Below are 12,583 nucleotides of genomic sequence, written 5' to 3' on the forward strand. Positions count from 1 at the left end.
TCATCCAATTATTTTAACAGTATTTTTCTTAATAGTGACTATAGTACAAGTATTTAAAACGACATTTCGTGTCGTTCATATGGTTTACTCCAGTCGCTTATATCCTCGTGCTGAACCACGAGGTTTTTCGCTCCAGTGGATAAAAATAAAGATTTTCTATCTGTACAATCTCGTTAGAATACTCACAGCTTATCTTAGAGAATTGTCATGTCTAAACCACAGCAAAAGCAAAAAAACTCAGCCTTGGCAGAGTTGATAGAAGAACAAAAACTGCTCTGTGAAGAATTTGGTTCAGCCTATATTGCTGTGAGTGGCGATGATGTTGTCGCAGTTGCAGTCCAGACCTTAAATAAAGATCCACTTGTGGGCTTGCGTAAAGCGCCAGAAGGTGAAGAAAAAGTCGCGTGGTACATTTATGGCGGTGAATTGGGTGAAGATGACGTGAACTTTGAAACCATGCCTGTACGCGAGCTACAAGATATTTTGCCCGATGTGCTTCCATACTTGGCTTTAGAACAAGGCTACCGCTTTATGATTGATGCTGATGACTATGAAGATGTCTGGAAAGAAGGCGATGAGTCTTAAGCCTATGCGCATGTCGAACATGGCAAAAATATCGGTGAGCATTATGCTTGGACTGCAAAGTCTGAGCGTAATGGCACAAGGTATTCAAGCGCAGCAGTTGGCACTTGAAGCATCATCGATGCCTATTACAATCCAACACGCAGTCGATGGATTGACCCAAACGCAATATCAATATTTGTTAAATCAATACACGCAAATTGTGAATGACAGCAAAAAAATACTGGATGACCCAGCTAGCCAAGCAACGGCAGAACAACAAAAACAGGCATTTTGTGCACGCTATCACGCCTATAAAAATATTGCTGAAATTTCCGAGCACAATCCAAACTTGTATCCTGCACCTGTGATGTTAATGGTGGCAAGGCGTTATTTAGAGCAGCAGCACAACAGTTTCACGGCTTCAGGTATGACTGAACAAGTTTTTTGTGCAGGAGCTACATCTAAATAGTGTGATCTGCCTTATAAGTGAATAGCAAATCTGAAGATTGAAGATGCAGACATATAAAACCCCAAAACTGGGGATCCCTTTTAAGCAGATTGTGAAGTCATACTTCATTTTTTATCAATTTTCATGCAAAACTGACTTTGCAAAGACTGTAGAATCTTTTAACTTGCAGGTAGTGAACTGAGGGATAGGCGACATAGATGAAATGGGATGAAATTGGCGAGCAGCCTTGTTCGATTGCACGAACCTTGTCGGTGATTGGTGACCGTTGGACGATGCTGATTATTCGTAATGCCTTTATGGGTATGCGTCGCTTTGATGATTTTCAACAACATTTAGGCGTAACGCGGCATGTATTGTCAGATCGTTTAAAGCGTTTGGTGGAACATGAAATTTTAGTCAAAGTGCCTTATGTAGAGCGCCAAGAACGTTTTGAATATAAATTGACTGAGAAAGGCTTGGAGCTTTATCCCTTAATGCTGTCTATGGCAAATTGGGCAGATAAATGGATGGATCAAGGTTTAGGTAAGCCTGTGGAATACATCCATAAAAATTGTGCTAAGACGTTTTAGCCTGTGGTGGTATGTTCGGAATGTGGTGAAGAACTGCATGCCAAGCAAGTAAAACCACATTTTACCCCAGTGTATTATCAGTACATCCAAGCACAGCAAAATTTAAAACAAACCTAAATCAGTGCCGTATTAATCAGCAACAGTTTGTCTATAAGCAGTTGGCTGGTTTAGGAATACCCGCTAAACGACTTAAATGCCGTGCCACCAAACCTGTATTAAATTTTTCCTGCAAAACAGCGTTGTTAATCTCTGGGCTTACAGTTTTCATTAAAAATTTGATTAAAGGACGGGTTGCAGGTGAGTGTCCAAATTGCTGATAAAATTGGCGTACAGCGTGCAAAACTTCAAAATGCCAAGCTGTGAGTTCAAGCTCTAAACTTTGCGCCAATTCTTGCGCCACTTGTTCATTCCAGACAGTGTAATCCAGCAAATGTCCATCTTGATCTAATTCTAGTGTCATCTCTTGTTTCATTCACCCTTAAAAATGCTTTGCATTGGTTTCATATCATTACGGCTTGCTATTTTAAGCTGATACAGCGCTGATGTGCTAAACACAGCGTTGCAAAAGCTGCATAATTAATCGGCTGTACATTTTCCGCCAAATGACCATTCAATATTTCTGCATCATTTTCCAGTACATATATTTTGTCTAGCTGGGCACAGAGTGGATGTTGCTGATGCAATACCGCATCACCCATAAGTACAACGCTGTCTTGCGGAGCATACAAGGCATTTAGCTCTGCTAAAATTGTTGCGGTGCTATCAAAGCTCGCTTGGATTAAATATAAATTTGCGTCAGACATGCTTTTCTCTTTAGATGTTTAGATATGGTCAAATGATCAATCAGATTGTTAAACCACCGATCAACCTACCAATATAAAACTCGATCAAAGGTTTGAATCAGCTCCCGATTCAGTTCCACCCATTCAATTTCATGTACCGTATTTTTGATAAACGGCGAGTTAGCATGTTTATTTTCAATCAAAATTGGGCTGAGGTCATAAAACTCAAAGCTATCAACCAAGTTGGATGCCACTTTAAAGGCATGTTTTAGTGAATCAAAAGCCAGTTCTGACTGTAATAGGCTTAATGCCGCATCTTGTAATAATACTTTGACTTCACAACCAAAAGTTGCCAGTACCATTGTTGCAGACAAGCTTTCATGCACTTGTAAGCTGTTTAAATTGGCCTGACGTAAAACCACGAGTACAGTTTTCACACAATTTACCTTTTAAATGCAACAGATTTACAAAATGAATCGCTTAAAATTGAATCAGGCGTTCTGTGCTTTGCACTGCATCGGCCAGTTCGCCCAAGCCAACCAATTCAAAGCCTGCGGCTAAATTGTGTTGGCTCAGTTGATGGCGTTTGGCATTGTCTGCATCGCTAATACCACGTGCCAGTGCGGCACTTACACATACGGGTAAACGAATAGACAATTTTTGCCATTCTGTTTTGAGGTTGCGTTGATCATCGGGTACCCATTGCAACTCATTCGCTACAGCAACGCCATCTTGATAAAAAAACACACGAAAAGCCTCATTTTTCTGTTGTAAGGTTTGAGCAAGACCGAGTGCATGCCATGCATGAATAGAGGTTGGTGCGGAGGTTATTAGTAATAAGGTGCTCATCAAAATTCACTAATGCAATGTGCCAAGGCGCATTCAGACTTTATAAAAAAAGGTAGTATAAATGATTTTAGTGACTGGTGGTTTAGGCTTTATAGGCTCACACATTGCATTAAGCCTAATGGCTCAAGGGCAAGAGGTCATTATTGTAGATAATTTATCCAATGCAAGTATGCAGACCTTAGAGCGACTTGAATATATTGCAGGGCGTTATGTGCCTTTTGCCAAATTAGATGTAAGAAACACGCCTGCGCTGAACAAAGTCTTTGAACAATATTCGATTACTGCGGTGGTGCATTGTGCAGGGTTTAAATCTTTAGAAGAATCGGTGCTTAAACCACTGGAATATTATAACGATAACGTCAGTTGTATTATGAGTTTATTGCGTTCCATGCAACGTACAGGTGTGCGTCGTTTAGTGCATCTTTCAAGTATAGCGGTCTATGGCAAGTCAGGATTGAATCTGGAAGAAAGCCAGAGTTTTAATTACACCTATGCCAATCCGTATGTGAAATCTCAGCAGATGGTTGAAGAAATCATCCGCGATACTTTTAGAACGGATAATGAATGGAATATTGCTATTTTGCGCTTGAGTAATATAGCAGGTGCATTTGAACACGGCATTTTAGGTGAAGTCGTTGCTCCGTTACCTAAAAATATTATTCCTTTGGCGATGCAAGTCGCAGTACAGCAGCGTGAAGCGATTGAATTACGTCAGCAAGCTAATACTGCAGATCAAACTGTAGAACGTAGCTTTGTGCACGTACTCGATGCCTGTGATGCTGTGATTGCAAGCCTGCATTGGTTATTTGAGCAAACGCATAGCTGTGAAGCTTTTAATATTGCGGGAGAAGTGGTTTCAATTCAACAATTACTTGCACGTATTAGTGAAGTCACTGACACTGAAATTGCTACAGTTCCTGCAATTCATTATGAATATCCTGAGTTAGATCAGTTAGGTGCAGTCGTAGATAAGGCACAACAATATTTACACTGGCAGCCAAAACGTAGTCTGGAAAAAATGCTAGAGGATGAATGGCGTTTTTATCAAAATACGCTTAAGCATTAAAAGTAAGCGCTATAAAATTCGTTGAGATGCGATTCACGAAGCCTCATAGCTGAAACAGATACAATGCAACGGAATTATTGATAATAATTATCATTTACTAGGCTGTCTGTTTTTTATAAGATCGAGATAAGAGCACATGACATCATTGAAATCACGAAGGAATGAGGCTGAACATGCAAACACGTATTGAACATGACACCATGGGTGAGGTTGAAGTTCCGAATGACGCGCTTTGGGGCGCACAAACTCAGCGCAGCTTACAAAATTTTAAAATCGGCAATGAGCGTTTACCACGCGCCATGATTCGCGCTATGGGTTTGGTTAAAAAAGCTGCGGCAATAACCAATGCAAACTTAGGGCAAATCCCTCAAGAGTTGGCGCAGTACATTGTCGGTGCAGCAGATGAAGTCATTGCAGGGCAGTGGGACAGTCAATTTCCTTTGGTGGTGTGGCAAACAGGTTCGGGTACGCAAAGTAACATGAACTGTAATGAAGTGATTGCCAATATCGCCAATCAAAAACTGGGGAATCCTTTAGGTGCACAAAAGCCTGTACATCCGAATGATCATGTCAACCGCGCCCAATCGACCAATGATTCTTTTCCAACTGCAATTCATGTGGCAGCGAGTTTGCAAATTAATGAACTGCTCATTCCTGCAGTAAAGAGTTTGCGCGATACGTTGCATGCGAAAAGTGAAGAATTTTCTGAAATTGTCAAAATTGGACGTACACATTTACAAGATGCGACACCATTAACTTTAGGGCAGGAATTTAGTGGCTATGTATCGCAGCTAGATCATGGTTTAAAACGTCTAGAACAGGCTTTAACAGGCTTGTATGAGTTGCCATTGGGCGGTACAGCAGTCGGTACAGGCTTAAATGCACATCCTGATTATGCGGTACAGGCAGCGGAGCAATTGGCACAGCTAACAGGCTTAGCATTTGTGACTGCACCAAATAAGTTTGAGGCTTTGGCGGGGCGTGATGCTGCGGTATTTGCTTCAGGTGCATTAAAAACTTTGGCGGTGAGTTTAAATAAAATTGCGAATGATATTCGCTGGTTAGCCAGTGGCCCGCGTTGTGGTTTTGGTGAGCTGCGTATTCCAGAAAATGAACCTGGTTCAAGTATTATGCCGGGCAAGGTTAATCCAACACAAAGCGAAGCAATGACCATGGTAGTTGCACAGGTATTGGGCAATGACACCACAATTAACGTGGCTGGTGCATCGGGCAATTTTGAGCTGAATGTATTTATGCCAGTAATTGCATATAACTTATTGCAATCTATTCAACTCTTGGGCGATGCATGTAATAGCTTTAATGAGCATTGTGCCGTTGGCATTCAAGCAAACCGTGAAAAAATAGATCACTTTTTGCATGATTCACTCATGTTAGTGACCGCTTTGAATCCTGTAATTGGTTATGAGAATGCAGCGAAGGTGGCTAAAACAGCTTATAAGGAAAATAAAACCTTAAAGCAAGTTGCAGTAGAGCTGAATTTGGTCACAGCAGAGCAGTTTGATGAAGTGGTACGTCCTGAACAAATGATTGCACCGAATACCAAGTAATCAGTTTTAAACAAATTCAAGGTCTGTGTTTGTCTGCACATGATGCGAGGTAGACACAGACTTTGTTTATGAAAATCAGGGAAAATTTTGGGCATCCTTCCTTATTAAAATTATGTTGTGTATAATTACACAATGAACAGCAAAGACATTATTAAGCGTCTTGAGCAGGAAGGCTGGTACAAAGTGGGTGGTAAAGGCGACCATGAAAAGTATAAGCATCCTGAAAAGCCTGGACATGTTGTGGTACCACATCCACGTAAAGATATGCCAATAGGAACTCTACGCAATATATATAAACAGGCTGGTTGGGAGTGGAGGTAAAAATGTTATATCCAGTATATGTTCACAAAGATGAAGATAGCGCATACGGTTTAACCTTTCCTGACTTTGATGGATGCTTTAGCGCAGCAGATGAGATGCAAGAAATTCAGCGCATGGCACAGGAAGCGGTTGAAGTTCACTTTGATGGTGAAGATATTCCGTTACCAGAACCATCAAGCCCAGAGCAATGGTTAGGTGATGAGCGATTTGAGGGGGGGGTTTGGTTGTTAGTTGATATTGATACAACAAAAGTAAATACAAAGTCTATTCGTATTAATATCAGCATGCCAGAAGCTTTAGTGAAACGTATTGATGCTGTTGCAAAAAAACAACATTTAAGCCGTTCGGCATTCTTAGCTAAAAGCGCGGAAATGGCGTTGCATTAATCAAGTAAAATATACTAAACCCAGCCTAAATGCTGGGTTTTCTATTGCACCTAATTTGAATGTAGAGGGGTAATTCATCCTAATACGATTTTAAATTTATGTGTTGGTGTAAAGACATAATTTGCATAACGGCAGAATAGGCTGCTACAAGGTGCTATCTAAATGTAATAGTTCAAAACCCGTCATTTAGTCGCATTAACCACTTTTAGATGCTTTCTTTTATGTCCGTTCCTTATTCAACTTACATTGATTAAGCTGCCATAATTGCTAGAATACGCAATACTTCAAAATACTGTTTTGCTAAAGTTTTGCATTTATTTTGCAAAATTTAATTTTTTTATAAGCAACTCAATATCTTAACTACGGAAATTTTCAATGCTCTCAATTTATTTAACAGATGTTCAGCAACACGTGCAATTTAAAGATTACCCGGGTGAGCAGCCTGTTAAATTTATCTTGAATTTTAAAAAGATTTTTCCAAGTGTAATGGAGCTTTTACTACCTGTATTGCCTGAAAATGAAAATCTGGAAGAAATGACGTGGGAATCGACCACTGCAGATTTAGAATTATTTAAGTTGTTGCTCAGTGGGTGGGGCGTAATTGAATTACGTTTAAATGCGCTCAGTCAGTTCAAAGGCAAGACATTTGCAGATCAATTGGTGAAACAAGCCCAACAAAAACGTAAAGACTTCGCCAAAGCCCAACAACAATTACAAACTGTAGAGCTAGATTATTTATTTATGCATGAAACACATGCCTTAATTGATGCAGAATTGGTAGAAGTAGGTGAAAAGTTCTATTTGCCAATTTTGCGTGATTTATGGAAAGGCAAAGTATCTACAAAAGTTTTGGAAGCGAAGTTTTAAGAACAAACCCATATTAAAAAGCTGCCTCGGCGGCTTTTATTTTTTATAGAATCATACAAGACGATTAGCAACCACTTGCGAATCCAGATCAACCCCAAATAGCCTAAGTAAAAATTTTAGAAATTTCCTCTCTTAAAAAATAATGTCTTGAATTTTCCAGTAAATCTTTATGCCAATACATCCCCATATTAATTAAGGGCAAGTCTACAGGCACATCAAAAATATTCAATTTTTGGCTCATATTTAAATGCTTTAAAATCATTTTTGGAATAGTCAGTATCGCTTGAGGATGCTGCTGTAAAATCTGTAACGCCGTAGAATAATGCTGACAACGTAAAAAAACCTGCCGTGATAATTGCTTTTGATGCAAATAAATATCTTCTAACAACATACCTGTACGCCGTGATGAAACCCCAATATGCGCAGAAGATAAATACAGAGCGGTATTCATTTCCTGTTGTGAACTACAGACTACAAATTGGTCTTGAACTAAGGATTGAAACTGAATTTTATCGCCGAAATTTTGTTCTAAATCAATTACAAAATCAATTTGTTGTGCTGCCAAATCTGCCAATACCGTTTTACGGTCTAATTTGTGGCTCAGAAATTGAATATCCAAGTTCAACTTTTGAAAATGCGCCACCAATTTAGGAAAAATAATCGGTTCAATTTCATCATGGATAGCAATTTTGAGCGATTGCAACATATTCGGCTCAAATTGCTGTTTCTGTATTGCAATACTTTGAATCGCCAACAAGGCATTTTTAATAGTCGGATAAATTTGCTCGGCAAAAGGCGTAGGCAGCATTTTATTGCCACTTCGCACCAGTAAATCATCTTGTAAATGTTGTCTTAAACGCTGCAAAGCATGACTGGCGGCAGATTGGCTAATACACAAAATTTGTGCAGCTTTGGAAATACTGCGCTGCTCATAAATTGCAACAAACATCGGGTATAAATTGATGTCTAAACGATGAAAAACGGCAAGATCAACTTTTGCATTATTATGAACATGATTCATAGTGTTTTATTGAATTAAATCATTTTGTTCATATTAGTTTTCAAGTTAAGGTGTTGTAAAGCAATGAATACAATATTTTAAGGGATTTGAACCATGTTTGAGCTATCTGCACGCGCCAAAGACTATATAGAACGTACCAAAGCCTTTATTGCCAAAGAAATTGAGCCGATTGAAGCTGAATTCTGGGCAGAAGTTCACGAATTAAATCAGGGTGGTGACTGGACTAAATGGCAATGGCCAGCACAATTAGAACAATTAAAAGCCAAAGCCAAAGCTGCAGGTTTATGGAATATGTTTTTACCTTGTCCAGAATTAGGACAAGGTTTGTCGGTACAAGAATATGCACACATTGCAGAGTTGAGTGGACGCAGTGTGATTGCGCCAACCGTATTTAACTGTAATGCACCCGACAGCGGCAACATGGAAGTTTTATGGCGCTATGGTTCTGAAGCACAAAAGGCAGAATGGCTGACACCGCTGCTTGAAGGTAAAATTCGTTCTGTGTTTTGTATGACTGAACCTGCAGTGGCTTCAAGTGATGCGACCAATATGCAGGCAACAGCAGTCGTAGACGGCGATGAAATTGTCTTGAATGGTCGTAAATGGTGGTCTTCAGGTTTGGGCGATCCAAATGCCAAAATTATTATTTTTATGGCGCATACACCCGATGAAACCAAAGACCGTCATCATCAACACTCTATGGTTTTAGTCCCTGTGGATACTGCGGGCGTTAAAATTCAACGCATGTTACCTGTATTTGGTGATTACGACGCGCCACACGGTCATGGCGAAGTCAGTTTTGATAACGTGCGTGTGCCTGTTGCCAACTTTATTGGCGGTGCAGGACAAGGTTTTGAAATTGCACAAGGTCGTTTAGGTCCGGGGCGTATTCACCATTGTATGCGTTGTATTGGTGCAGCCGAAAAATCTTTGGAGTTGATGATTGACCGTGGCATGAGTCGTACCGCATTTGGCAAGGAAATTCTGAAACTCGGTGGCAATTTGGAGCGTGTAGCGGAAGCACGTGTGGCGATTGACCAAGCACGTTTATTAACTCTCTATGCAGCCTATAAAATGGATACTTTAGGCAATATGGCAGCACTTACCGAAATTTCTGCCATTAAAGTGGTTGCACCAAGTGTCTTGGAAAAAGTAGTTGATATGGCGATGCAGATTCATGGTGGTGCAGGCGTATCTAGAGATACACCGTTGACAGGTTTCTTTGCCCAAGCGCGTAGTTTACGTCTTGCCGATGGACCAGACGAAGTACACAAAGGCATGATTGCCAAACTTGAGTTGGCTAAACGTGGTTATCGTAGCAGCCGCAAAAAATAAGTCAGTTGCGAATTTTTTATTGTGTCGCTTGGTAGTGTATTCGGCAATATTTCTGATATTGCCGATACATCTCAAGAGAACACGGAAAATCTATGTTAGATTAAAAAAATTGGAAAATTAGGGAAAAATAATGTCAGTTATTGATGTAGGCGGCACAGTACGCGAAGGCGAAGAACTCGATATTCAGGCAGTGACAGCATGGTTAAAACAACAAAATGTCGATGTCGTAGAACCTGTAGAAGTCACACAATATTCAGGCGGTGCATCGAACTGGACATATCGCCTTAAGTACAGCAATGCTGATTTAATTTTGCGTCGTCCGCCCAAAGGTACTAAAGCTAAATCTGCACATGACATGGCGCGTGAATATCATGTGCAAAAGAATTTAGCCCCGTTTTATCCTGTGTTACCTGAAATGGTGGCGTTGTGTCAGGATGAAGCTGTAATTGGCTGCGATTTTTACGTGATGCAACGTATTGAAGGCATTATCCCACGTGCAAAATTGCCACCAGAGCTTGATTTTAGCGAAACTCAAGTACATGAACTTTGTGTAAATGTCATTGATAAACTGATTGAGCTGCATCAAGTACCTTATGCAGGAACTGAGCTAGAAAAATTAGGGAAAGGTGATGGTTATTGCCGACGTCAGGTAGAAGGTTGGGATGCACGCTATGCCAAAGCACATACCATCAACGTGCCATCTTTTAAATATGTGCGTAAATGGTTGTTAGACCATATTCCTGTAGATTCAAAAACCTGCATTATTCATAACGACTGGCGTTTTGATAATGTGATTTTAGACCCGAAACATCCGACCCAAGTGATTGGCGTTTTGGACTGGGAAATGGCAACACTGGGCGATCCACTCATGGATTTAGGCTCGGCTTTGGCATATTGGGTTGAAGATACCGATAATCAAATTTTTAAAGCCACCCGTCGTCAACCAACGCACTTAAAAGGCATGTTCACACGTCAGCAAGTGGTGGACTATTATTTGCAAAAAACAGGCTTGAGCACCGATAACTGGACATTCTATGAAGTGTTTGGAATTTTCCGTTTAGCGGTGATCGCCCAGCAAATTTATTATCGTTATTTCCACAAGCAAACCAATAATCCTGCATTTAAGGATTTCTGGATTGTCATTCATGCTTTGCATATTCGTGCCTTAAAGTTAATTGGTTTACAAAGACTGGAAGCAAATGAACTAGCACAAAAATATATCGCCAAATTTAAGGAATTGATGCCGAAATGACCACCATTTATTTAATTCGTCATGGGCAAGCATCTTTTGGGGCAGAAAGTTATGATCAACTTTCGCCTAATGGTGAGTTACAAGCCAAATTGCTCGGACGTTATTTTGATCGCATTTTAAAAGAAGCACCCTATGTGGTGGCTGGTTCAATGCAGCGCCATCAGCAAACTGCACAACTGGCTTTGGCAGAATGTTTTCCTGAGGTCGAAATTCATACCGACAGTGCATGGAACGAGTTTAATCATCAACAGGTTTTCGCGCAGTATGAACCGCGTTTTAATCAACCTGAATTGATGAAAGAAGATGTCGCCAAAGAGGTCAATCCTCGTGCATATTTGGCAAAAATTTTTGAAGGTGCGATAGAACGCTGGACGGGCGGTGAATATCACCATGAATATGAAGAATCTTGGCCGCATTTTAAACAGCGTGTCGAAGATGCATTGCAGCATTTATGTGATGACTTAGCCCAAAAACAACCACGATATGCTGTGGTATTTACTTCTGGTGGTGTGATTTCTGTGGCTGCAGGTAAAATTTTAGGCTTAACGCCCAATAAAACCTTTGCATTGAACTGGGCAATTACTAACTCAAGTATCACCACTTTACGTTTGGTCGGCAGTGAACCACAACTGTTAAGCTTGAATGAACATCATTTTATTAAAGCTGAAAACTCAAATTTATTGACTTGGATTTAAGGATCAAACCATGACAAAAACAATTCTAATTACAGGTGCAAGTTCAGGTATTGGTGCGGGTATGGCACGTGAATTTGCTCAAATGGGTTATAACCTTGCAATTTGCGCCCGACGTTTAGAGCGTTTGGAAACGCTGAAACAAGAACTGGAAAGCCAGTTTGGTATTCGTGTTATTGCAATAACGCTGGATGTCACCAATTATGATCAGGTGTTTCAGGTGTTTCGTGAATTTAAACAAGATTTTGGACAAATTGACCGCATTATTGTCAATGCAGGCGTGGGCGAAGGACGTCGCATTGGTAAAGGTAATTTTGCCATCAACAAAGCCACAGTAGAAACCAACTTTATTTCAGCTTTGGCGCAGTGTGAAGCCGCGGTTGAAATTTTCCGTGAGCAAAACTCAGGGCATTTGGTGATGATTTCATCTATGAGTGCCATTCGTGGTATGCCAAAACATCTTACTGCTTACGGTGCAAGTAAAGCTGCAGTAGCACATTTAGCAGAAGGAATTCGTGCAGAATTAATTGATACACCTATTCAAGTTACGACTATTTTCCCTGGTTATATTCGTACCGAAATCAACGAAGGTGCAAAAAAACTGCCTTTTGAAGTTGATGAAAAAACAGGTTCACGCTTACTTGCTGCAGAAATTGAAAAAGCGCCAATTAAAGCCTATGTACCTAAATGGCCATGGTTGCCATTGGGCTTAGCTATGAAAGTTTTACCATTAAAATTGGTCAATAAACTCGGCTAAATAGCAGCGATATCATAGTATTTGAATAGCATCCTGAAATTTAAAGCTGATGATGAATGCAATCACTTTAAATGACACGATGCTA

16 protein-coding genes and 1 pseudogene are annotated in these 12,583 nt (G+C 40.2%); 12 read left to right on the forward strand and 5 right to left on the reverse strand.

Features of this window, described 5'->3' with window-relative positions:
• Positions 1 to 207 precede the first annotated feature (207 nt).
• The 3 genes and pseudogenes from FTV52_RS10275 (at position 208) to FTV52_RS10285 (ending at position 1,719) form a co-directional block, all read left to right on the forward strand.
• Complete coding sequence (locus FTV52_RS10275; protein WP_004973545.1) at positions 208 to 585, forward strand: hypothetical protein; 378 nt, start codon at positions 208 to 210, stop codon at positions 583 to 585.
• Complete coding sequence (locus FTV52_RS10280; protein ID WP_225530225.1) at positions 575 to 1,033, forward strand: hypothetical protein; 459 nt, start codon at positions 575 to 577, stop codon at positions 1,031 to 1,033. The genes FTV52_RS10275 and FTV52_RS10280 overlap by 11 nt, the downstream gene beginning before the upstream one ends.
• A 197-nt stretch (positions 1,034 to 1,230) precedes the next feature.
• A pseudogene (locus tag FTV52_RS10285) lies at positions 1,231 to 1,719 on the forward strand (winged helix-turn-helix transcriptional regulator).
• Positions 1,720 to 1,750: 31 nt separating this feature from the next.
• Here the strand turns inward: FTV52_RS10285 and FTV52_RS10290 are convergent.
• From FTV52_RS10290 to tusD, 4 genes are all read right to left on the reverse strand, one after another.
• Positions 1,751 to 2,062 (reverse strand): TusE/DsrC/DsvC family sulfur relay protein, encoded by a 312-nt coding sequence (locus tag FTV52_RS10290; RefSeq protein ID WP_026438386.1) that lies wholly within the window; start codon positions 2,060 to 2,062, stop codon positions 1,751 to 1,753.
• Between the two features lie 58 nt (positions 2,063 to 2,120).
• Positions 2,121 to 2,405, reverse strand: coding sequence for a DsrH/TusB family sulfur metabolism protein (locus tag FTV52_RS10295; protein WP_004973553.1), 285 nt, complete (start codon positions 2,403 to 2,405; stop codon positions 2,121 to 2,123).
• Positions 2,406 to 2,470: 65 nt separating this feature from the next.
• Positions 2,471 to 2,821, reverse strand: a complete 351-nt coding sequence (locus tag FTV52_RS10300) for a hypothetical protein (RefSeq protein ID WP_004973555.1) — start codon at positions 2,819 to 2,821, stop codon at positions 2,471 to 2,473.
• A gap of 43 nt (positions 2,822 to 2,864) precedes the next feature.
• Complete coding sequence (gene tusD / locus FTV52_RS10305; RefSeq protein WP_096902816.1) at positions 2,865 to 3,233, reverse strand: sulfurtransferase complex subunit TusD; 369 nt, start codon at positions 3,231 to 3,233, stop codon at positions 2,865 to 2,867.
• Positions 3,234 to 3,294: 61 nt separating this feature from the next.
• Between tusD and FTV52_RS10310 the strand changes: the two genes are divergently transcribed.
• From FTV52_RS10310 to FTV52_RS10330, 5 genes are all read left to right on the forward strand, one after another.
• The gene (locus tag FTV52_RS10310; RefSeq protein ID WP_179990619.1) at positions 3,295 to 4,299 is read left to right on the forward strand and encodes an SDR family NAD(P)-dependent oxidoreductase; all 1,005 of its coding nucleotides are present in this window, start codon (positions 3,295 to 3,297) and stop codon (positions 4,297 to 4,299) included.
• 173 nt (positions 4,300 to 4,472) lie between these two features.
• Positions 4,473 to 5,867, forward strand: a complete 1,395-nt coding sequence (gene fumC / locus FTV52_RS10315; RefSeq protein WP_104851973.1) for a class II fumarate hydratase — start codon at positions 4,473 to 4,475, stop codon at positions 5,865 to 5,867.
• 132 nt (positions 5,868 to 5,999) lie between these two features.
• The gene (locus tag FTV52_RS10320) at positions 6,000 to 6,188 is read left to right on the forward strand and encodes a type II toxin-antitoxin system HicA family toxin (protein WP_004973562.1); all 189 of its coding nucleotides are present in this window, start codon (positions 6,000 to 6,002) and stop codon (positions 6,186 to 6,188) included.
• A gap of 2 nt (positions 6,189 to 6,190) precedes the next feature.
• Positions 6,191 to 6,574 carry a type II toxin-antitoxin system HicB family antitoxin gene (locus tag FTV52_RS10325; protein WP_179990768.1) on the forward strand — a complete coding sequence of 128 codons (384 nt, stop codon included), beginning with the start codon at positions 6,191 to 6,193 and terminating at the stop codon, positions 6,572 to 6,574.
• A gap of 375 nt (positions 6,575 to 6,949) precedes the next feature.
• Entirely contained in the window at positions 6,950 to 7,441 is a 492-nt protein-coding gene (locus FTV52_RS10330; RefSeq protein ID WP_004973565.1) for a hypothetical protein, read from the forward strand.
• A gap of 103 nt (positions 7,442 to 7,544) precedes the next feature.
• Here the strand turns inward: FTV52_RS10330 and FTV52_RS10335 are convergent, their stop codons facing one another.
• The gene (locus FTV52_RS10335; protein ID WP_179990769.1) at positions 7,545 to 8,462 is read right to left on the reverse strand and encodes a LysR family transcriptional regulator; all 918 of its coding nucleotides are present in this window, start codon (positions 8,460 to 8,462) and stop codon (positions 7,545 to 7,547) included.
• 93 nt (positions 8,463 to 8,555) lie between these two features.
• Here FTV52_RS10335 and FTV52_RS10340 point away from each other — a divergent pair, with 93 nt between their 5' ends.
• The 4 genes from FTV52_RS10340 to FTV52_RS10355 all read left to right on the forward strand — a co-directional run bounded on the left by FTV52_RS10340 (position 8,556) and on the right by FTV52_RS10355 (position 12,498).
• The gene (locus FTV52_RS10340) at positions 8,556 to 9,797 is read left to right on the forward strand and encodes an acyl-CoA dehydrogenase family protein (protein WP_179990770.1); all 1,242 of its coding nucleotides are present in this window, start codon (positions 8,556 to 8,558) and stop codon (positions 9,795 to 9,797) included.
• Positions 9,798 to 9,927: 130 nt separating this feature from the next.
• A complete protein-coding gene (locus tag FTV52_RS10345) occupies positions 9,928 to 11,049 on the forward strand; it encodes a phosphotransferase family protein (protein ID WP_179990771.1) in 1,122 nt (373 codons plus the stop codon).
• The gene (locus FTV52_RS10350) at positions 11,046 to 11,744 is read left to right on the forward strand and encodes a histidine phosphatase family protein (protein ID WP_004973573.1); all 699 of its coding nucleotides are present in this window, start codon (positions 11,046 to 11,048) and stop codon (positions 11,742 to 11,744) included. The genes FTV52_RS10345 and FTV52_RS10350 overlap by 4 nt, the downstream gene beginning before the upstream one ends.
• 10 nt (positions 11,745 to 11,754) lie before the next feature.
• Entirely contained in the window at positions 11,755 to 12,498 is a 744-nt protein-coding gene (locus FTV52_RS10355) for an SDR family oxidoreductase (protein WP_179990772.1), read from the forward strand.
• Positions 12,499 to 12,583 lie beyond the last annotated feature (85 nt).

The sequence above is a fragment of the Acinetobacter sp. YH1901141 genome (assembly GCF_013416935.1).
Classification (GTDB): domain Bacteria; phylum Pseudomonadota; class Gammaproteobacteria; order Pseudomonadales; family Moraxellaceae; genus Acinetobacter; species Acinetobacter towneri.